General features: G+C 68.1%; 21 protein-coding genes. 12 read left to right on the top strand and 9 right to left on the bottom strand.

Annotated features, from left to right (window positions below; all coding sequences use genetic code 11):
* Positions 1-355 precede the first annotated feature (355 nt).
* Together ABD719_RS01030 and ABD719_RS01025 are read right to left on the bottom strand one after the other, a co-directional pair.
* Positions 356-1069, bottom strand: a complete 714-nt coding sequence (locus tag ABD719_RS01030; protein WP_344691415.1) for a hypothetical protein — start codon at positions 1067-1069, stop codon at positions 356-358.
* 4 nt (positions 1070-1073) lie between these two features.
* Complete coding sequence (locus ABD719_RS01025) at positions 1074-2279, bottom strand: toxic anion resistance protein (RefSeq protein WP_344691413.1); 1206 nt, start codon at positions 2277-2279, stop codon at positions 1074-1076.
* A 184-nt stretch (positions 2280-2463) separates the two neighbouring features.
* On the opposite strand from ABD719_RS01025, the gene ABD719_RS01020 reads away from it, so the two are divergent.
* Both ABD719_RS01020 and typA read left to right on the top strand, forming a co-directional pair.
* On the top strand, positions 2464-4629 hold the full coding sequence (locus tag ABD719_RS01020) for a TonB-dependent receptor (RefSeq protein WP_344691411.1): 2166 nt from the start codon (positions 2464-2466) through the stop codon (positions 4627-4629).
* A gap of 101 nt (positions 4630-4730) precedes the next feature.
* A complete protein-coding gene (typA, locus tag ABD719_RS01015) occupies positions 4731-6575 on the top strand; it encodes a translational GTPase TypA (protein ID WP_344691409.1) in 1845 nt (614 codons plus the stop codon).
* A gap of 185 nt (positions 6576-6760) precedes the next feature.
* Here typA and ABD719_RS01010 read toward each other — a convergent pair whose 3' ends face one another.
* From ABD719_RS01010 to ABD719_RS00995, 4 genes are all read right to left on the bottom strand, one after another.
* Complete coding sequence (locus ABD719_RS01010; RefSeq protein ID WP_344691407.1) at positions 6761-7066, bottom strand: hypothetical protein; 306 nt, start codon at positions 7064-7066, stop codon at positions 6761-6763.
* Positions 7067-7395: 329 nt separating this feature from the next.
* The gene (locus ABD719_RS01005; RefSeq protein ID WP_344691405.1) at positions 7396-7530 is read right to left on the bottom strand and encodes a hypothetical protein; all 135 of its coding nucleotides are present in this window, start codon (positions 7528-7530) and stop codon (positions 7396-7398) included.
* Positions 7531-7553: 23 nt separating this feature from the next.
* Positions 7554-7961 carry a hypothetical protein gene (locus ABD719_RS01000; RefSeq protein WP_344691403.1) on the bottom strand — a complete coding sequence of 136 codons (408 nt, stop codon included), beginning with the start codon at positions 7959-7961 and terminating at the stop codon, positions 7554-7556.
* Positions 7958-8533 (bottom strand): peptidoglycan recognition protein family protein, encoded by a 576-nt coding sequence (locus ABD719_RS00995; RefSeq protein ID WP_344691401.1) that lies wholly within the window; start codon positions 8531-8533, stop codon positions 7958-7960. The genes ABD719_RS01000 and ABD719_RS00995 overlap by 4 nt, the downstream gene beginning before the upstream one ends.
* Positions 8534-8695: 162 nt before the next feature.
* On the opposite strand from ABD719_RS00995, the gene ABD719_RS00990 reads away from it, so the two are divergent.
* Genes ABD719_RS00990 through ribH form a run of 5 tightly spaced genes read left to right on the top strand, consistent with a single transcriptional unit; the run spans position 8696 to position 12235 of the window.
* On the top strand, positions 8696-9043 hold the full coding sequence (locus tag ABD719_RS00990) for a hypothetical protein (protein WP_344691399.1): 348 nt from the start codon (positions 8696-8698) through the stop codon (positions 9041-9043).
* On the top strand, positions 9040-10065 hold the full coding sequence (gene ribD / locus ABD719_RS00985; RefSeq protein ID WP_425567081.1) for a bifunctional diaminohydroxyphosphoribosylaminopyrimidine deaminase/5-amino-6-(5-phosphoribosylamino)uracil reductase RibD: 1026 nt from the start codon (positions 9040-9042) through the stop codon (positions 10063-10065). Before ABD719_RS00990 ends, ribD begins: the two co-directional genes overlap by 4 nt.
* A 1-nt stretch (position 10066) precedes the next feature.
* Positions 10067-10684 carry a riboflavin synthase gene (locus ABD719_RS00980; RefSeq protein ID WP_344691397.1) on the top strand — a complete coding sequence of 206 codons (618 nt, stop codon included), beginning with the start codon at positions 10067-10069 and terminating at the stop codon, positions 10682-10684.
* Positions 10674-11819 (top strand): 3,4-dihydroxy-2-butanone-4-phosphate synthase, encoded by a 1146-nt coding sequence (ribB, locus tag ABD719_RS00975; protein ID WP_344691395.1) that lies wholly within the window; start codon positions 10674-10676, stop codon positions 11817-11819. Before ABD719_RS00980 ends, ribB begins: the two co-directional genes overlap by 11 nt.
* 2 nt (positions 11820-11821) lie before the next feature.
* The gene (ribH, locus tag ABD719_RS00970) at positions 11822-12235 is read left to right on the top strand and encodes a 6,7-dimethyl-8-ribityllumazine synthase (RefSeq protein WP_344691393.1); all 414 of its coding nucleotides are present in this window, start codon (positions 11822-11824) and stop codon (positions 12233-12235) included.
* 198 nt (positions 12236-12433) lie between these two features.
* Here ribH and ABD719_RS00965 read toward each other — a convergent pair whose 3' ends face one another.
* Positions 12434-13522, bottom strand: a complete 1089-nt coding sequence (locus ABD719_RS00965; RefSeq protein WP_344691391.1) for an alkene reductase — start codon at positions 13520-13522, stop codon at positions 12434-12436.
* A gap of 137 nt (positions 13523-13659) precedes the next feature.
* Between ABD719_RS00965 and ABD719_RS00960 the strand changes: the two genes are divergently transcribed.
* Positions 13660-14577, top strand: coding sequence for a DMT family transporter (locus tag ABD719_RS00960; protein WP_344691389.1), 918 nt, complete (start codon positions 13660-13662; stop codon positions 14575-14577).
* A gap of 10 nt (positions 14578-14587) precedes the next feature.
* Positions 14588-15295: a COQ9 family protein gene (locus ABD719_RS00955; RefSeq protein WP_425567079.1), complete on the top strand. Its 708-nt coding sequence runs from the start codon at positions 14588-14590 to the stop codon at positions 15293-15295.
* Between the two features lie 218 nt (positions 15296-15513).
* Here ABD719_RS00955 and ABD719_RS00950 read toward each other — a convergent pair whose 3' ends face one another.
* The gene (locus ABD719_RS00950; protein ID WP_344691384.1) at positions 15514-16119 is read right to left on the bottom strand and encodes an ankyrin repeat domain-containing protein; all 606 of its coding nucleotides are present in this window, start codon (positions 16117-16119) and stop codon (positions 15514-15516) included.
* An 87-nt stretch (positions 16120-16206) separates the two neighbouring features.
* Here ABD719_RS00950 and ABD719_RS00945 point away from each other — a divergent pair, with 87 nt between their 5' ends.
* The 3 genes from ABD719_RS00945 (at position 16207) to ABD719_RS00935 (ending at position 18062) form a co-directional block, all read left to right on the top strand.
* The gene (locus ABD719_RS00945) at positions 16207-16815 is read left to right on the top strand and encodes an SCO family protein (protein ID WP_425567096.1); all 609 of its coding nucleotides are present in this window, start codon (positions 16207-16209) and stop codon (positions 16813-16815) included.
* Positions 16812-17255 (top strand): YcgN family cysteine cluster protein, encoded by a 444-nt coding sequence (locus ABD719_RS00940; RefSeq protein ID WP_425567078.1) that lies wholly within the window; start codon positions 16812-16814, stop codon positions 17253-17255. Before ABD719_RS00945 ends, ABD719_RS00940 begins: the two co-directional genes overlap by 4 nt.
* Before the next feature lie 84 nt (positions 17256-17339).
* The gene (locus ABD719_RS00935; protein ID WP_425567077.1) at positions 17340-18062 is read left to right on the top strand and encodes a M48 family metallopeptidase; all 723 of its coding nucleotides are present in this window, start codon (positions 17340-17342) and stop codon (positions 18060-18062) included.
* Here ABD719_RS00935 and ABD719_RS00930 read toward each other — a convergent pair.
* Positions 18032-20113, bottom strand: a complete 2082-nt coding sequence (locus ABD719_RS00930; RefSeq protein ID WP_344691377.1) for a transglycosylase domain-containing protein — start codon at positions 20111-20113, stop codon at positions 18032-18034. The two genes, ABD719_RS00935 and ABD719_RS00930, sit on opposite strands and share 31 nt — an antisense overlap.
* Positions 20114-20202 lie beyond the last annotated feature (89 nt).

Raw genomic sequence — 20202 nt, 5'->3', positions numbered from 1 at the left:
GCGCGGCACGGGGGGATCAGATGCACCAGCGACGGGGGACGAAGGGCAGCGCAACAACGGCACGCGCCGTCGCGGCCATGCCCCCGTCCCGATCCGCCCGCACCCCTGTAGGATGCGACTTTCGTGACTTTCCGTGCGACTTTCCGCGATGGCAGACCCCGTTTGCCGGGGTGCCACCCGTGAAACCGGATCGTGCCCGACTCGACCCGCCCGCCTTAGAGTGGGATGACATTGGTCTGACCCAATCCGTCATTGCGAGCGTAGCGAAGCAATCCAGCGCCGGACCAGGACGCCCTGGATTGCTTCGCTCCGATCGCAACGACGAACATCCGGTTCAACCTGATGTCATCCGGTTCTAGCCCGCCGAATCATCGCCGCTGTACTTCAGTTCCAGATACCGGCCCCGCGTCTGCAGGCTGTCCAGATCCCCCTGTGCCAGCCGCTCGGTCATCGCGGCGATCTCGCGCTCGATCACGCCCAGCCCGTCGGACAGCGCCGCATCCGGGGTGCGGCCGCCGCGCTCGGTGGTGCGCAGCGTCGTCGGCACGCGCGCATAATCGTCGACGAAGGCGGGCAATTGTTCGCCGATCAGGCGACGGATCTCGTCCGCGCTCTCGCCCGCCGGGTCGACCCGCGCGAGTTGCGGCGACAGCGTGCGCAACCGCTCCGCGATCCGGTCGATCAGGTGTTGCGCGGGGGCGGGCAGGCTGCGGCGCTGTGCCTGCAACCACCGCTCGGTCTGCGCGGGCAGCGCCTTCAGGTCGAGCGTCCGCAGCTTCTCGGGCGGCGGCGGCGGGCGATCGGCGGCGGTCGGCCACATCGCGATCGCCACCGTCACCGCCAGCATCGCGACGATCGTCAGGAACACGCCCATGATGCCGATCGGGGACACGATGCCCGCGACGAACGCCGCGATCAGGATCGCGATCACCGCGGCGGCGATGCGTTTCAGCCGGCGCGCGCCCTGCCCCGCCCGGCGCGGCGCGCGATCGGGCATGGCGGGGTCGGGATCGGCGATCCGCGACCAGCTGGATCGCGCGGCGGCGATCGCATCGTCGACATCGCTCATGGCGTTACAGCGACTCCAGCTTGAACTGGTCGGACGGGCCCTTCAGCTGCCCTTGCGCCGCCCCCTCCGCCCGGGCGATATAGCCGCGCGACTTCTCCACCTCGTTGCCCAGCGTGTTGACCGTGGTCTTCATCGAATCGAGCGCCTTCAGCTTGAACGTGTCGATCGCATCCATCGTGTCGTAGATATTCTGGAACGCGCGTTGCAGCGTTTCCAGTGGGATCGTCGCGCTGGCGGCCTGTTCGTGGATGCGTGCGGTGTTCTCCTTCAGCAACCGTCCGGTCGATTCGATGATGTTGGCGGTGGTGGTGTTCAGTTGCGTGATCTGTTCCAGCACCAGCTTCTGGTTGGTCAGCGCCTGCGCGACGGTGACGGCGGTGCGCAGCGCCGCGACCGTGGTGGTCGATGCACGGTCGACGCCCTTCACCAGCTCGACATTGTTCTTCTTGACCAAATCCAGCGCCAGATAGCCCTGCACCGTCACCGCCATCTGGGTCAGCAGGTCCTGCGTGCGCTGGCGGGTATAGAACAGCGCCGTCTCGCGGATCGCCTTCGCCTTGGCGGGGTCGCTGTGGTCGAGGTCGTTGGCGGTGTCCTCCAGCTTCGCATCCAGCTGGCGCGACAGGTGGATCATCTGCTCCAGCCGCCCCATCGCCGCCCACAGGTTCGCCCGCTCGGTATCGATCGCGGCATTGTCCATCAGCAGTTCGTCCTTGCCGCTGGCCAGGCTTTTCAGGATCGAGCTGATATGCGTCTGCGACGATTTATAGCCGTCGAAATAATCGCGCATCTTGTTGCCGAACGGGATGATCCCGAACAGCTTCTGCGGTGCGGTCAGGCTGCCCTTCTTGCCCGGATCGAGGTCCTCGACCACGCGGCGCAGCTCGGCCAGATCCTTGCCGACGCCGCTGTCGGCGTTCATCGCCTTCACCGGGCGGTCGAGGAAACGGTTGGACTGGCCCGCCGCCTCCCGGATCTCCTTCGCGCCCATCGCGGTGATCGCATCGACGCGGCGGCCGAATTCGGGCGAGTTCACATCCTGCGCGACCAGATCGGCGACGAACCCGTCGACCCGGTTGTCGAGTTCGCTGCGCTTGCCCTCGTCCACCGGCACCAGCCCCGCCGCCTTCGCCGGGGTCACCATGGGGACGGGATCGGGGGGCGTCAGCACCAGACCGGGTTCGGCAATCGTCTCGGCAGTGGTCGCCATCATCGTCCTCCAGCCGGCACCGGCCGGCAGCGACCGCCAATGTGCCGGGTGTGGTGTAAGCGTTCAAGTGTATTGTTAAAACAATACACAATGGCCGGTCGTCGCAATCCGATGCGGATGGTATACCCTGTCAGCCTTGTGCAAGCTTGGCCGGCGATGCTGCATCGAGATCAGGGGACAGGCCATGTTCGTTATCGATGCCGTTCCACCGTCTTCGCCTCCCTCCGCTGCGCAGGCGACGACGCAGAACCCGGGCACCGCGCCCGCCGGTCAGGCCATCGTTCCGGAGATCGTCGTGACCGCCCCGGCACGACCGAAATCGCTTCAGAACGCGACACCGGTGGAGGAATTGTCGGAGGCGCGCATCTCCACCTATGGCGCGCGGTCGGTCAACGACCTGATCCAGCAATTGCAACGGCGACAGGGCGGCCGGCCCTTTTCGATCATCGTCAACGGTCGTCGTCTCGGCTCGCTGGCCGATCTCGGCGAACTGCCCGCCGAAGCGCTGCAGGCGATCGAGATCTACAATCCCGCGGAGGCGCTGCGGTTCGGCTTCGGCGCGAACGAGCCGCTGCTGAACCTGTCGCTGAAACGGAAATTCGGGTCGCTGTCGCTGGAAGGGGAAGGGCGCGGCACGACCGATGGCGGGGGCGCGAGCGTATCGGGCGGCGGGCGGGGCGCCAGGCTGAACGGTGACGATCGATTGAACGGCTTCGCCAATGCCCGCGCGAACGAAGGACTGCTGGCCCGCCAGCGGCCCGGTATCGCCGGTGGGAGCGAGCCGGTGCCGGGGGACCAGAGCCTCGTGCCCCGGTCGCGGCTGTTTTCCGGCACCCTGGGGGCGGCGCGACCGCTGGGTGCCGGCAATCTCGATATCGGCCTGCGGACATCCGGTACGCAGGACAGCCGGCGGCAGGGCGGGGGCGTCCGGCAGGAGGGGCGCAACCGGTCGTCCGGATTGAACACGACCTATTCCAATATCGTTGGCGACGTTTTTCTGACCGTGTCTTCCGATGTCGGGCGCAGCACCAGCCGGTCGCGGATCCGGGCCGGCGCGGATACGTCGTCATGCGTCGGATGCGGCATGGTGCAGGATCAGGACAGCGCGACGACCAGTGCCGAACTGGCCGGGCTGATGATCGGCAAGATCGGGTCGCTGCCGGCCGGCGACATGCGGGTCAACCTGACGGTACGGCGCAACCGGGCGCATACCACCACGACCGATCGACTGAACCGTCAGGTCATCGACACAAACTATGCCACCACCTCCGCGCAGGCGAATGTCAACCTGCCGCTGATCGCCGCCTCGACGCCGGTGCTCGGCATGCTGGGGCAGATCGATCTGACGCCGTCGATCAATTACAACGCGATCGACGGGACGGGGCATGTGACCGGCACGACCGTCGCCCTCAACTGGCAACCGGTATCCGACCTGTCTATCAACGCCTCGTTGGTCCGCAGCGGATCGCTGCCGTCGAACGATCAGATCAACGCACCGGTCCAGCGGCTGATCGGCCTGACCGTCTACGACTATCGCATCGGGGCGCTGGTCCCCGTCGAGCAGGTCACCGGCGGCGCGGCGCTGGTCGCCCAGACCAGGCGGGATTTCCGCCTGAACGCCGATTATAACGGCACGGTCGGCAAGAGCCGGCTGAACGCCGGTGCCGGCTATGCCAGAACCGCGACCGACCGGCCGACGATCCGCCTGACCGAACCGTCGGCCTTCGCCGAACGCTATTTCCCCGACCGGTTCGGGCGCGACGCGGTCGGGCGGCTGGTGAGCGTCGACACCCGCCCGTTCAACGCGGTGCGGCAGGTGGCCGAAAGCGTGACGGGCACGATCGGCCTGTCGGGCAGCCGGGCGGGCGGCAGGACGAACTGGAACGTCGGCATTCAGGGCGAACGGCAGCTGCGGCAATCGTTGCGGCTGGGGCCGGCGATCCCCGTCATCGACACGCTGTCAAACCCGTTGAGCGTGTCGACCGGCGTCCAGGGACGACAGCGGTGGAGCGGGCAGATGGGCGTGAATGGCCCCAGGCTGGGGGCGAACCTCACCGCCAGCCGAACCGGGGGCGTGCGATCCACATCGGTGGCCGATCCGGCGACGGGGGTCGATGTCGCGCCGCTGGTGCGGATCGACGGGCGCGTCTTCCTGACCCTGCGGCCGCCCGGCGCCACCGCGGCCGCCGGCGGCGGATATCGTCTGGAACTGGCGGTCGACAACATCACCAACGCCCGCCCCCGCATCCGCACGTTCGACCGGACCGGCAGCAGGACGCTGAACCCGTGGCTGCTCGACCCGGCCGGACGCACGATCATGATCTCGATCAGGATGCCCATCGGCCGTTGAGCATGGCGCGCCGGAACCCGGTGCCGCCCCGCCCCTTCCCGCGGCGCACCATTTGCGCTATGGGCGCACGCAATTATAGCCCCAGACATTCAGGATTCCTCATGAGCCTCCGCAACGTGGCGATCATCGCGCACGTCGATCATGGTAAAACCACCTTGGTCGACCAGCTTTTCCGCCAGTCGGGCACCTTCCGCGACAACCAGCGGGTCGAGGAGCGGGCGATGGATTCGAACGACCTCGAAAAGGAGCGCGGGATCACGATTCTCGCCAAGCCGACCTCGGTCGATTGGACCCCGCCGGGCGCCGACGAGAGCATCCGCATCAACATCGTCGACACCCCCGGCCACGCCGATTTCGGCGGTGAGGTGGAACGCATCCTGTCGATGGTCGACGGCGTCGTCCTGCTGGTCGATTCGTCGGAAGGCGCGATGCCGCAGACGAAGTTCGTGACCGGCAAGGCGCTGGCGCTGGGCCTGAAGCCGATCGTCGTCGTCAACAAGGTCGATCGTCCCGACGCGCGCATCCAGGAAGTGCTCGACGAGGTGTTCGACCTGTTCGTCTCGCTCGACGCGAATGACGAACAGCTCGACTTCCCGGTGCTCTATGCTTCGGGCCGCAACGGCTATGCCTCGACCGACATGGACGCGCGCGAAGGCACGCTGATCCCGATGTTCGAGACGATCGTGTCCCACGTCCCCGCGCCCAAGGTGGAAATCGAGGACGTACCGTTCACCTTCCTCGTTACCCTGCTCGACCGCGACAACTTCCTCGGCCGCGTGCTGACCGGCCGGGTCAACTCGGGCACGATCAAGCTGAACCAGCCGATCCACGCGCTCGATAACGACGGCAACATCGTCGAGACGGGCCGTGCGTCGAAGATCATGTCGTTCCGCGGTCTGGAGCGGGTGCCGGTCGACGAGGCGAAGGCGGGCGACATCATCTCGCTGGCCGGCCTGTCGATCGCGACCGTCGCCAACACGATCGCCGACGTCACCGTCACCGAGCCGCTGCACGCGCAGCCGATCGATCCGCCGACGCTGTCGATGCGTTTCGCGGTGAACGATTCGCCGATGGCCGGCCGCGAGGGCACCAAGGTGACGTCGCGGATGATCCGCGACCGCCTGTTCCGCGAGGCCGAGTCGAACGTCGCCGTGAAGGTGACCGAGGCCGCCGACCGCGACAGCTACGAAGTGGCGGGCCGCGGCGAGCTTCAGCTGGGCGTGCTGATCGAGACGATGCGCCGCGAAGGCTTCGAGCTGGGCATCAGCCGCCCGCGCGTGCTGTTCGGCGAGGACGAGAACGGCAAGAAGACCGAGCCGTACGAGACCGTCATCATCGACGTGGACGACGAATATTCGGGTACGGTCGTCGAGAAGATGAACCTGCGCAAGGCGGAGATGACCGACATGCGCCCGTCGACCGGCGGCAAGACGCGCATCACCTTCTCCGCGCCGTCGCGCGGGATGATCGGCTATCATGGCGAGTTCCTGTCGGACACGCGCGGCACCGGCATCATGAACCGGCTGTTCGAGAAGTACGGCCCGCACAAGGGCCAGATCGAGGGCCGCAAGAACGGCGTGCTGATCTCCAACGGCGCCGGTGAGGCCAATTCCTACGCGCTGGGGCCGCTCGAAGAGCGCGGCATCCTGTTCGTCGGCCACGGCGAGGCGCTGTACGAGGGCATGATCGTCGGCGAGAACGCCAAGCCGGACGACCTCGAGGTCAACCCGATGAAGACCAAGGCGCTGACCAACTTCCGCGCCTCGGGCGGCAAAGACGATCAGGTCCGCCTGACCCCGCCGAAGCGCGCGACGCTGGAGCAAGCGATCGCGTACATCGACGACGACGAGATGGTCGAAGTCACGCCGAAGTCGATCCGCCTGCGCAAGCGCCACCTCGACGCCAACGAGCGCAAGAAGGCGAGCCGCGCGAAGCTGTCGTCGTAAGGCAGGCCGCCCTCGCGGAAAGCGGGGACCGGCGACGCGGGTCCGCTGCTGCGGGTGATAAAAGGAAGGGGCGGGCCGCAAGGTCCGCCCCTTTTTCGTTCAGCGATACCGCGATCCGCGATGGCGGGACCCGAGGGGAGATGGCATCGGCTTGACCCACCCCGTCGTGGCGATATTCCCGCCGCTTACCCGAAACGGCCGGTCCGCGTACCGACGATATCGGACCAGCCGCTCGCCCGAAATCCCGGGCCGAGCGATCGATCCGTTCTGGTCAACTGCACGATATCGTCGCCCGGATAGCCGATCAGCTCTCCCGTCATGCGGCTTCTGTCGATGAAGCAATTCCGTGACCCCGTTGCGTTTTTGCCATCAATCCGGATTTTCCAGTGCCGGCACGCGGCGGGCGGCAGCGATTTCTGCACGGAGGATGCCGACCCGATCCGCAAGATACGATTGATGGCCCGGCCGGTCTCGCCGTCCTTGATGCACATCTTTCATCGCCGTGCCGGTAGCGGCGTGTCCGAGTGGTTGGACTTCTAATGCCCCGTCTGGAGAAAGGTCCAATAGCCCGACGGGACGACAGGCCGCGAAGCGACGACCACGATCTCGTCGCTATCCCCGGGCGTCGGAACCGGTTCGGTCATCGGTATCGCCGGAACGGCATCAGGGCTTTCGGCCGCAAGGCGATCGATGCGCTCGTTGACGCAGCCCATGGCGCGGCGGGGCGACGTGAAGCCGTTGGCCACGCAACTGCGGACGAAGGCACACATCAGGTGATCGATGGCAGGCTTGCCGCTGGATTTGGTGATCGCGCAACTGGTCAGTCGCTGCCCCTGCCGTTGATAGTGCCCTGCCGTTGATAGTGGATGCGCACCGTCCGCAATTTCTGACCGACGACCACCAGATCGTCGTCGGCCGGTACTGCGGTTTGGGCGCCGTGCACGATGACGGACACGGCCAGACCCCCCCCTCAAGCAGTCAGTCGAGGAACGGCCGCCCCAGCCGGGCGGTGGTGTATAGCAGCATCTTCGGCCGCCCCGGCACGGTGACATTGCCGAACCGCGCCTGTTCCACCTCCCACTGGCCCCGGCGTCCGTCCGCGAACCGTATCGTGCCTCGTGCCCGACATGGCACCATGTCGATCGTCGCATCCGCAGACTGGAAATCGGGCACCCGCTTCGCCCGGGTCAGATAGGCGCGGACCTGCGCCACGGTGGGACGGAACGTCGAACAGCGCATCGACGGATCGGTGACCGGCCCCACGGCATAGCCCGATCGCGTCACGGCGACGCTGCGGATCGCCGGCAGCCCCGTCGGGCACAGCGGCGGGGTCAGCTCGGTGCCGGCGGTGCAGCCGGCGGCGGCCATCAGAAGGGACAGGATCACCATCGCGCCGTACTCGCCTCCGTCTCCTGCTTCCACGACACCTGCGGGTGCCGGAAGACCTCGGTCATCGGTACGCGGAACGTCTGGCCGAGTTCCTTCACCAGCCATGCCAGCGACGTATTCTGTTGCGCGGTCACATCCACGAACCTGTCGCCCGGCGCTTCGCCGACCAGTTCGATGCCGATCGAATCGCCGTTCGACGGATATCGCTCGCCCGCCGGTTTCGCCGTCTCGATCCGGTTCTGGAGCGTCGGATTGAAGCGGGCATATTGCTTCATCTCCACCGGCGTGCAGCGATGTTCGGCGAGGCATCGCGCCTTCAGCTTGCCGACATGCGCGGTGTAATAAAGCAGCGACGCATTCTGATACATCGTCCCGTCCTTATCGATCAGGAAGTGCGTGCCATATGGGCGCGCCTTGTAGCCGGCGAAGGCAGCCTCCGCGGTCGCGCCGCCGGTCTGGTGGACGATGATCCCGTTCACGACCCCCATCTTGCCCCGCGCCAATGTGTCGACGATGTGCAGCTTGATATCGGGATGATCGATATGTCCCTTTTCGTCCATCTTGAGCATGTTCGGCCTCCGCAACGGATGACATGACATCTGGAAACGGCCCGCTGACGGGTATCACCGTCATACCGCATCCGGTCGCCCCGCGCGCCTGAAAACCGCGATCGGCCCGGCTGCTCCGCACAACCACTGGCACTCACCGCCCCGCCGCCCTATTTCCCTGACATGAATTTTTTCAGCCGCATGTCACCGTTGCGCGCCTACAAGGATCTGCGCGATTTCCTCGCCACCCGCGAGCGGTACGAACTGGGGTTCCTGGCGCTGGCGATGGCGATCACCGGGTTCCTCGTCTACGCGTTCGCACACGATTCCTATGAAGAGCCGGCATACAAGCGCAACATCATCTATGTGCAGCAATGGAGCGCCGACCGCACCGATGCTGAGATTCGCGCGCAACAGGCGATCGACGCGCCGATCAAGGCGAAGCGGATGGCCGAGGTGCAGGCCGCGCGCGATAAGCAGCAGGCCGCATTCAAGAAGGCCGACGATCAGCTCTCGCGCTGGGGGCTTTGACCCGCGGCGATGACGATGCCGGCTGGCTGCGCGCCGCGCTGACGCTGGCCGGGCGAACCCGCGGCCGCACCGCCCCCAACCCCAATGTCGGCTGCGTGATCGTCCGTGACGGCCGGGTCGTTGGGCATGGCTGGACCCAGCCAGGCGGGCGCCCCCATGCGGAGGCGATGGCGCTGGCGCAGGCGGGCGCAGCGGCGCGCGGCGCGACCTGCCACGTCACGCTAGAACCCTGCGCCCATGTCTCGGCGCGGGGGCCGGCGTGCAGCGACCTGCTGGTCACGGCGGGCGTCGCGCATGTCGTTGCCGCGCTGGAGGACCCCGATCCCCGCACCGCCGGCGCCGGCTTCGCCCGGCTGCGCGCGGCCGGTATCGCCGTCACCATCGCCCCCCCGACCGGTCCCGTCGCCGCCGCCGCGCGTGCCTCCATGGCGGGATTCCTCACCCGCCGTGCCGCCGGGCGGCCCCATGTCACGCTGAAGCTCGCCACCTCGCTCGACGGCGCGATCGCGCTTGCCTCGGGCGAAAGCCGCTGGATCACCGGGGCGGCGGCGCGCGCGCATGTCCATCTCGAACGCAGCCGGCACGAGGCGATCCTCGTTGGGCGCGGTACGCTGGACACCGATGCCCCCCGCCTCGACGTGCGCCTGCCGGGCCTCGTAACACGCAGCCCCCGCCGTATCGTCCTGACCAGCGCCGCGCCCCCCGCCGGCTGGACCGCGATCGCCACCCCCGCCGCGATCGCCGGACTGGAAGACGTCGATCATCTGTTCGTGGAGGGGGGCGCCCGCACCGCCGCCGCCTTCCTTGCCGCCGATCTGGTCGACCGGCTGCTGCTCTACCGCGCGCCGATCCTGATCGGAGGCGGCGTGCGTGCGCTCGGCGATATCGGCCTCGACGCACTCGCCGCCGCGCATGGCCGCTGGCGCGCGGTCGACGCGCGGATGCTTGGCAGCGACCGGGTGGAGGTCTACGAGCGCGAGCGCGTCGCCAGTGCGGCGGCAATCACGGGGGCAACGAGGTAACATGTTCACCGGCATCGTCTCCGACATCGGGCGGATCGTCCGCATCGAACCGCGGGGCGACACCCGCGTGCGGATCGCCACCGCCTATGACACCGCCACCGTCGATCTCGGCGCGTCGATCGCCTGTTCGGGCGTCTGCCTGACCGTGGTCGAGAAGGGGCGTGACGACAGCAGCGATTGGTTCGCGGTCGACATATCGGGCGAAACCGTGGCCCGCACCGCCCCCGGCCAGTGGCACGAGGGCCGCGCGCTCAACCTGGAACGCGCGATGAAGCTGGGTGACGAACTCGGCGGCCACATCGTCACCGGCCATGTCGATGGCGTCGCCACCGTGCTGACGGTGGAAAAGACCGGCGATTCGCACCGCATCGGCCTGCGCGTCGATGCCGCGCTCGCGCCCTTCCTCGCGACCAAGGGATCGGTCACGGTCGACGGCGTGTCGCTGACCATCAACGAGGTCGCCGATCAGGACGCCTCGACGCATTTCTGGGTCAATCTGATCCCGCATACCTGGTCCGTCACCACGCTGGGTGCGCTGGCACCCGGACAGGGGGTGAATATCGAGATCGACGTGCTGGCCCGTTACCTGCAGCGCATGGAGCATTATCGTGGCCGCTGATCCCGCCCCAACTCCCACGCTGGCCTCGTTGCGCCACGCCTTCCTCTCCTCGCCGGAGGAGATCATCGACGAGGCGCGCAACGGCCGCATGTTCATCCTCGTCGACGACGAGGACCGCGAGAACGAGGGCGATCTCGTCATCCCCGCGCAGATGGCGACGCCGGAAAAGATCAACTTCATGGCCCGCCACGGCCGTGGCCTGATCTGCCTGGCGATGACGAAGGCGCGGACGCAGGAACTGGGGCTCGACCTGATGAGCCGCCACAACGGCACCCGCCACGAAACCGCCTTCACCGTCTCGATCGAAGCGCGCGAGGGGGTGACGACCGGCATCTCCGCCGCCGACCGTGCCTGCACCATCGCCACCGCGATTGACGGTACCAAGGGCGCGGCCGAGATCGTCACCCCCGGCCACGTCTTCCCCCTCGTCGCGCGCGACGGCGGCGTGCTGGTGCGCGCCGGCCATACCGAAGCGGCGGTGGACGTGTCGCGCCTCGCCGGCCTCAACCCCTCCGGCGTGATCTGCGAGATCATGAACGAGGACGGCACGATGGCGCGGATGGACGATCTCGTCACCTTCGCGCAGTTCCACAACCTGAAGATCGGTACGATCCGTGATCTAATCGCCTATCGCCGCCGCTACGACCATCTGGTCGAGAAGACGTCGGAGGCCGTTTTCACCAGCCGCTGGGGCGGCGAGTGGCGGACGCTGGCGTATCGCAACACCGCGACCGGCACCGAACAGGTCGCGCTGGTCAAGGGCCGGATCGATCCGTCGCAGCCGGTGCTGGTGCGGATGCACGCGCTGTCCCCGTTCGGCGACCTCTTCGGCGAGGATAACGATCGCGGCGGGATGCTCGCGCGGTCGATGGAGGCGGTCGCGCGGGCCGGCTCCGGCGTCATCGTGCTCATCAACCGCCAGCGCGCCGACGCCTTCACCACCGCCGTCCGCCGCCAGGCGGGCGAGCAGGTGGAGGTGCCGATGGAAGAACTGCGCGATTACGGCGTCGGTGCGATGATCCTCGCCGAACTGGGCGTCCACGACATGATCCTGCTCACCAACACCCACCACACGCTTGTAGGACTCGACGGCTACGGCCTGTCGATCGTCGGCGAGCGGCGCATCGAGGAATAGACATGGCGAATATCCTGATCGTCGAGGCGCGCTTCTACGACCATCTGAACGACCTGCTGCTGGCCGGCGCCCGTGCCGCGATCGAGGCGGCGGGCCACAGCCACGAGACGATCACCGTCCCCGGCGCGCTGGAAGTACCCGGCGCGATCGCGCTGGCGGCCGAATCCTACGACGCGTTCGTCGCGCTCGGCGTCGTGATCCGCGGCGAGACGTACCATTTCGAGATCGTCGCGGGCGAAAGCGCGCGCGGCATCATGGCGCTGACGATGGACGGCCTCGCGATCGGCAACGGCATCCTGACCACCGAGAACGAGGCACAGGCCCTCACCCGCGCCCGCCCGGACGAGAAGGACAAAGGCGGCGAGGCGGCGAAGGCCGCGCTGGCGATGCTGGAACTGCGCACCCGCTTCGGCTGAAAGTCCGTTTGAACACGTGCCCGGGCGCGTGTTCAAACACGTTCTCAGCCCCGTTCGTGCTGAGCGAAGTCGAAGCACTTCTCCAAGCGAAGCCGAGGACGCACCGCTAGGTACGCCTCGACTACGCCCGGCAAGGCCCTTCGACTTCGCTCAGGGCGAACGGGAGAGGGACGCCGCAGACAGCGACGTCCCGTCCGTTCAGGCGTCCACCGTTTCCAGCGCCGGATAGTCGATATATCCTTCCGGCCCCTGGCTGTACCACGTCTTCATATCGTCCTGGTTGAGCGGTGCGCCGGTGCGCAGCCGTTCCGGCAGGTCGGGATTGGCGAGGAAGGTGCGGCCGAAGCTGATCGCATCCGCCACGCCCTCGTCCAGCTTCGCCTGCGCCTCGTCGGCGGTGGTATAGTCGGAATTCAGTACCAGCACGCCGGTGAATACCTTGCGGATTTCCGGGCTCAGCTTGGGCACGTCGGTCTTGCCGAAGGTGCCGTCCGGCCCCGGCTCGCGCAGTTCGAGGAAGGCGATGCCCAGATCGGACAGCGCCTTGGCCGCCGGCACGAAGACCGAGGCGGGATCGCTGTCGTCGACGCCCTGCGAATCGCCGTTGGGCGACAGCCGCACCGACACCCGGTCCGCGCCCGCCACCGAGATCACCCGCTCGGCTACCTCGCGGAGCAGACGGATGCGGTTCTCCGGGCTGCCGCCATAGGCGTCCTCGCGGTGGTTGGCGCCGTCACGCAGGAATTCGTCGATCAGATAACCATTGGCGGCGTGAATCTGCACCCCGTCGAACCCGGCGGCCAGTGCGTTGCGCGTCGCAAGTTCGTAATCGTCGAGCAAGCGGGGGATCTCGTTCAGTTCCAGCGGCCGCGCCGTTTCGAAATCCTTCTTGCCCTCATAGGTGTGTGCCTGCCCCGCGGTCGCGGTGGCGGAGGACGATACGGGCTGACCGCCGGTCACCGACGAATGGACCTGCCGGCCCATGTGCCACAACTGCGCGACGATCCGGCCGCCGGCCTCGTGGACCGCCTTGGTCACGGGCTGCCATGCCGCCACCTGCGCGTCGGACCACAGGCCCGGCGCGAACGGCCAGCCCAGTCCCTCGCGGCTGATGCCCGTCGCCTCGGAGATGATGAGGCCGGCGCTCGCCCGCTGCGCGTAATATTGCGCCATGATCGGCGTCGGCACCGCATCCCGGTCGGCCCGGCCGCGCGTCAGCGGCGCCATCAGGATGCGATTGGGGGCCTGGATGGCGCCGATGGTCACGGGATCGAACAGATTGGGCATGAAGGCTCCTGATAATAGCTGATAATGATCGCCGGATCGGGCCGGCGGCTGTCGGATGGGAAGATAGGACGCTACAGCGCGCCATGCACGGCGACGCCTCCCCAAGAAAAACTCCTGACGGCCCAAGCGGGTCCGGCGTGCGACGCAAGTCCGGCGTGCCGGTCGGGTCCGGCGGGGCGATCGCGTTCGCCACGCTGATCGTCGCCAATGTCGCGCTCGCCTTCGGGCCATGGTTCGTGCGCGCCGCCGATACCGGCCCGGTCGCCGCCGCCTTCTGGCGGATCGCGCTTGCCGCACCGATGCTGGCGGTGCTGGCCGGGGCGGGCGGTGCCCGGCCGCAGCGGCTGCCGCTGCCGCTCTGGGCGATGCTGGCGGTGGCGGGGGTGCTGTTCGCCGCCGATCTCGGCACGTGGCATCTCGGCATCCTGCGCACCACGCTCGCCAATGCGACGCTGTTCGGCAATTGCGCGACGCTGATCTTCCCCGTCTACGGCTTCCTCGTCGCGCGCAGCTGGCCGACGCGGACGCAAGGGGCGGCGCTGCTGCTGGCCGGTATCGGCGGGGTGCTGCTGATGGGGCGGTCGTACCAGCTCGATCCCGGCCATCTGATGGGCGACCTGCTCTGCCTGACCGCCGGGTTGCTCTATACCGGCTATTTCATCGTCATGGCGCGGGTGCGCGACCGGATGGCGCCGCTGCCCGCGCTCGCCTTGTCCAGCATCGCCAGCGTGGTGCCGCTGCTGATCTTCGCGATCCTGCTCGGCGAGAATGTCTGGCCGCACAGCTGGGCGCCGCTGATCGGCCTCGCGCTGGTCAGCCAGGTGCTGGGGCAGGGTTGCATGATTCACGCGCTCGGCCGGCTGTCACCGCTGGTGGTGGGCATCGCGCTGCTGATCCAGCCGGTGGTGGCCGGCACGGTCGGCTGGATCGTCTATGACGAGCGGCTGGGCGCGGTCGATCTGGTCGGCGTCGCGATGGTCGCGATCGCGCTCGTCCTCGTACGCCGCACGCCACGCCTTGCGCACGCGCCGGCGGCATCGCATCTGGACGATTGAGGAGTCCTTCATGATGGCCGACACGATCCCTGCCTATCCGGTTCTGGCCGACCCCATGCCGGATGCGACCGCCGATCTCACGCTGACGGAGGTTCGCGCCGCGCTTGCCCCCGGCATCGCCGCCAACGCCGCGTTCGACGGCTGGGGCGACGAGGCGCGCGACATGGCGGCATCGGCGGCCGGGATCGATCCCGATATCGCCCGCCTCGCCTTCGCCGACGGCCCGGTCGCGATGATCGACGCCTGGTTCGCGCATATCGACGCCGCGATGCATGCCGCCGTCCCGGCCGAGGCGCGCGCGGCGATGAAGATACGCCAGCGCATCATCGCACTGGTCGAGGCACGGCTGGACGCGATGGTGCCCGAGCGCGAGGCGTTGCGCCGCGCGCTTGCCATCCTCGCGCTGCCGCAGAATCTGGCGCGGGGCACCCGGCTCGGCTGGCGGTCAGTCGATGTGATCTGGCGCGCGGCGGGCGATACCGCGGTCGATTACAACCACTATACCAAGCGCACGATCCTGCTCGGCGTTTACGGCGCCACCGTCACCGTCTTCCTCGACGACGACAGCGAGGATCATGTCGACACCCGCGCCTTCCTGTCGCGCCGGATCGACGGCATCATGCGCTTCGAAAAGGCCAAGGCCGGCTTCCTGAAACGCACCGAACATCGCCCCAGCCTGTCCCGTTTCATCGGCCGGCTGCGTTATCCGGCGGTATAGGCGTTCGCTCTGAGCGAAGTCGAAGGGGATTGCCGAAAAGATACAAGGCGTTGTGCGCAGACCGGTGCTTCGACTGCGCTCGGCACGAACGGAAGTAGGCCACGCTCCCCCGCACCCCATCTTCCGTCATTGCGAGCGCAGCGAAGCAATCCAGAGCCCGGCGCGCAACGCCCCGGCCCGCTTCACCACGCCCGTGATGACGGGGCGACCAGAAAACCCTAGAATTTCGGCCCCGCCACTGCCGCCTGCTGGCGACGCGGCGTATCGGTGAACAGCTTGGCGATCGCGGTGTTGCGGGGATCGTTGGTGGCATAGTCACGCGCGGACTGGCCGGCCATCCGGTCGGATTGGTCGGGATTCGCGCCCGCCGCCAGCAACTGGCGGACCATATCGATATCGCGCCCCTGCACCGCCAGGATCAGCGGCGTCACGCCCGACTGGTTGGACAGGTTGATGTTCGCCTTCGCTGCGGTCAGGATCGGGATCATGTCGCGCTGGCCCAGCTGCACCGCCAGGATCAGCGGCGTGTTGCCCGCCCGGTCGCGCATGTTGGCATCGGCCCCCTTCTGGAGCAGGTAGCGTAGATAGGTCTGGTCGCCGCGCTTGATGACGATGTGCAGCGCCCCCTCGCCCGACGTCACGTCGCGCGCGTTGACGATGGTGCTGCCCGGCCGGTCCAGCATCGCGATCACGTCGTTGCCCTTGGCCTCCTTGATGGCCTGCAGGAACTTGTAGCTTTCCGACTGCTGCTGCGCGAACGCAGGGGTCGACGGGGTAAGGGCGATGGCCACCGCCACGGCGGCCGGAAACAGAAATTTGGTCATGGCGCTGGTCCTCGGGAACGTCCTCGGCTGGTCCCGCCCTGCTTGCGCGGAGCCCGCGAAGGGGTCAAGGGTGCCGGGATCATGACCATGCGCCGAACCCCGTCGTTCCTTTCCGCGGTCTGCCTCGCGCCCTGTCTGGCTGTGCTCTGTCTCGCATCGTGCCAGTCGGGCACCGCCACCGACGCCCGGCCCCCGCTGGCCGGCGCGAAGATCGGCGGCCCATTCGCCCTGATCGACGAGAATGGCCGCCCCGTCACCGACCGCAGCTTCGCGGGCAAATACCGGGTGATGTATTTCGGTTATACCTATTGCCCCGATGTCTGCCCGGTCGACGTGCAGACGATCGCGCAGGGACTGGCCGAGCTGGAGAAGCGCGATCCGGCGCTGGCGGCGCGGGTGGTGCCGATCTTCGTCACCGTCGATCCCGCGCGCGACACGCCCGCCGTGCTGAAACAGTTCACCGCCGCCTTCTCGCCCCGGCTGGTCGGGCTGACCGGCAGTCCGCAGGCGGTGGCGCAGGCGGAGAAGGCCTATGCGGTCTATGCGTCGAAAGGGCTGGCCTCGCCCGGCGGCTACCTCGTCAATCACAGCCGGCAGACCTATCTGATGGACCCCGACAACCGCCCGCTCGCGCTGGTCCCGCAGGACGAGACGCCGGCAGCGGTCGCCGACACCATCGAGAAATGGGCGAAATGACCGCAGCACCCGCACGCTTCTGGGAAGACACGCCCCTCCACCGGCTCGACCGTGGTCAGTGGGAGGCGCTGTGCGACGGCTGCGGCAAATGCTGCGTCCACAAGCTGGAGGACGAGGAGACGGGCGAGGTGCTGCCGACCAACGTCGCCTGCCGCCTGCTCGACCGGCGCAGCGGCTTCTGTTCGGACTATCGCAACCGCCGCGCCTATGTGCCGGAATGCGTGCGGCTGACCAACGGCAACGTCCGCGATATCGACTGGCTGCCCTCCACCTGCGCCTATCGCCTCCGCGCCAACGACCAGCCATTGCCCGACTGGCATTATCTGGTCAGCGGCGACCGCGAGGCGGTGCATCGCGCCGGCCAGTCGGTGCGCGGCTGGACGGTCAGCGAGGACGATGTCGGCGACATGGAGGATCACCTCGTCGACCGGGTGCTGTGACCGGAGCATGACCCGTCATGCAGGACTGGTGACCATCATCGCCCGGCATCCCCGGCGGAGGCGCTATGCTGGCAGGACGGGCTGATGGCGGGAGAGGGCATCGTGATCGATCGTAAGCCACCTGCGATCCCCCCTGATCTCGACATCGTCCGCCATCCCACCGCGCGGCGATGCATGCTGTCGTTCGACCCCGCCAGCGGCCGGGCGCGGCTGGTGATCCCGAAGCGCGCGGCACTGAAACCCGCGCTCGCCTGGGCGGCGGACAAGGCGGCATGGCTGGCGGAACAGCGCGCGCGCCTGCCCGCCCCCCGCCCCTTCGCTCCCGGCACCACCATCACCGTCGCCGACGAAACACTGACGATCGTCCGCGACGCCGGCTCCCGCCGCACGGTGGTACGGGCGGGCGACCGGCTGCTGCTCGCCGGCCCCGAGGAGACGATCCCCCGCCGGGTCGATGCGTGGTTGCGCCGCGCCGCGCTCGACCTGCTCACCCGCGAAACCGCCGAGTTCGCCGCGAAGGCGGGCGTCACCGTCAGCGCCGTCGCGGTCGGCGATCCCCGGCGGCGCTGGGGCAGTTGCGCGTGGTCGGGCGCGATCCGCTATAGCTGGCGGCTGGTGCTGGCCCCCGGCTGGGTCCGCCGCGCGACGGTGGCGCACGAGGTCGCGCACCGCGTCCATATGAACCACGGCCCCGCCTTCCACGCGCTGGTCGCGTTATTGTTGGGGGAAGACCCGACACCGGCCCGCGCCTGGCTGCGCGAACACGGCGCGGCGCTTCACTGGGTCGGGCGCGGGTCCCCGGACTGAACCGGCGGCTGTCGCGGCGGCACCGTGCCGGGCGGCAGCGGGCGCACCGGCGCGCGGGTCGGTAGCGGAGCCGGCGCGGGAGTGTCGCGGGTTACGCTGTCGATCAGGTCGTCCAGCTGCTGCTGCGGGCTGCGCGCGGGCGGGGCGGCCGGTTCGACGGGGGCGGCGGGCGCCGTCTCCGGCTCGACGGTGGCGGCGGGCGCGGTGGCGATCGGGTTGCCGTCCTCGTCCACCGCCATGCCCTCGTCGGGGGTGCCGAAATAGCTCGCCTCGTCCGGCTCCAGTTGCCATTCGGGCAGCGTCACCTGTGTGTCGAACTGCTCGACCGGGCGGGTGGCGGTGGCGGGCTTCATGAACGCGGCGAAGGCGCGCGCGGGCGCGGTGCCGCCGTGCAGCCCGCGCACCGGCCGGGCATCGTCGCGCCCCATCCACACGCCCGTCGTCAGTCCGCTGGAGAAGCCCAGGAACCAGCCGTCCCGCAACGAGGTCGTCGTCCCCGTCTTGCCCGCCACCGGTCGGCCGATCTGCGCCTGTCGCCCGGTACCGGTGTTGACCGCCGTCTGGAGCAGGTCGGTCATCTCCGCGGCGACATAGGGAGCGACGAGCACGCGGCTGCGATCCACCTCGTGCGTGTAGATCGTCTGCCCCCGCGCCGTCACGCGGGTAATACCATAGGGGACGACATCGACCCCCTTGGCGGCGACGCTGGCAAAGGCGCGGGTCATGTCGATCAGCCGCACGTCCGACGTGCCCAGCACCATCGCGGGATGCGTATTGACGGGCGTGGTGATACCGAACCGGCGGGCCATGTCGGCGATGGTGGTGAAGCCCACTTCCTGCCCCAGTTTCGCCGCCACGGTGTTGAGCGAATAGGCGAAGGCGGTGCGCAGGCTGACCGGCCCGGAATTACGCCGCGAATCGTTGCGCGGGCTCCACCCGTCAATCGTCACCGGTTCGTCGACGATACTGTCTTCGGGCTTGTGCCCCGCCTCCAGCGCGGCGAGATAGACGAACAGCTTGAACGACGATCCCGGCTGGCGCACCGCCTGCGTCGCGCGGTTGTAGATCGACGAGACGTAGTCCGTCCCCCCCACCATCGCCCGCACCGCGCCGTCACGGTCCAGCGACACCAGCGCGCCCTGCGCCCCCGCCGGCACGTTGGCGCGGATCGCGGCATCGGCCTGACGCTGCATCGCCGGATCGATCGTCGTCCACACCTCCAGCGGGGCCTGCGTCTCGTCGATCAGCGTGTCGAGCAGCGGCAGTGCCCAATCGGTGAAGTAGCGCGCGCTGTTCTGCCGCGCCGCCGGTGCCAGCTTCAACCCCTTCGGATCGGCGGCGGCAGCCTGGGCGGGCGTGACATAGCCGTTGCGCACCATCTGCTGGATCACCACCCCGGCGCGGCCGACCGCGGCGTCCGCATCGGCGGTGGGCGAATAGTTGGACGGCGCCTTGACCAGCCCGGCGATCACCGCCGCCTCCGCAAGGCTCAGTTCCTCGGCGCCGTGGCCGAAGAACTTGCGCGACGCAGCATCGATGCCATACGCGCCGCCGCCGTAATAGACCTTGTTCAGATAGAGTTCGAGGATCTGGTCCTTGGAGAATTTGCGCTCCATCGCCAGCGACAATATCCATTCGCGGAACTTGCGACCGAACTTCTTCTGGTTGTTCAGAAAGATCGTGCGCGTGATCTGCTGCGTGATCGTCGATCCACCCTGGATCCAGCGGCCGCGCTCGTACCGGATCATCGCGGAGCGGGCGATCCCGATCGGGTCGATACCGGGATGGCTGCGGAACCGGCGATCCTCGACCGCGATCGTCGCGTCGCGCATCACCAGCGGGATGGTGGAATAGGACAGCCATTCACCGTAACTCGGCCCCAGCGACACGATCACGCTGCCGTCGGCGGCATGGACGCGGATCATTTGTCCATTGGGCGAGGATTTCAGTTCCTCGAAACTCGGCAGCTGCGCCCGCGCGACGTAGACCGCTACCGCCAGCGCCGCGAGCGCCAGCACCGCCAGTCCGACAAGGATCTTGACCGTCGTCATCAGCCGTCGCCGCCACGGCGAACGCGCCGCGGGGGTTGACCGGGAAGATCGGGGCGAGCGGGGAGCGGGACGCTTGGCAGCCATGAGCC

The organism is Sphingomonas cynarae (assembly GCF_039537815.1).
GTDB classification, from domain to species: domain Bacteria; phylum Pseudomonadota; class Alphaproteobacteria; order Sphingomonadales; family Sphingomonadaceae; genus Sphingomonas; species Sphingomonas cynarae.
The sequence above is the reverse complement of the archived record's forward strand: the minus strand, read 5'-3'. Positions and strand labels throughout refer to the sequence as shown.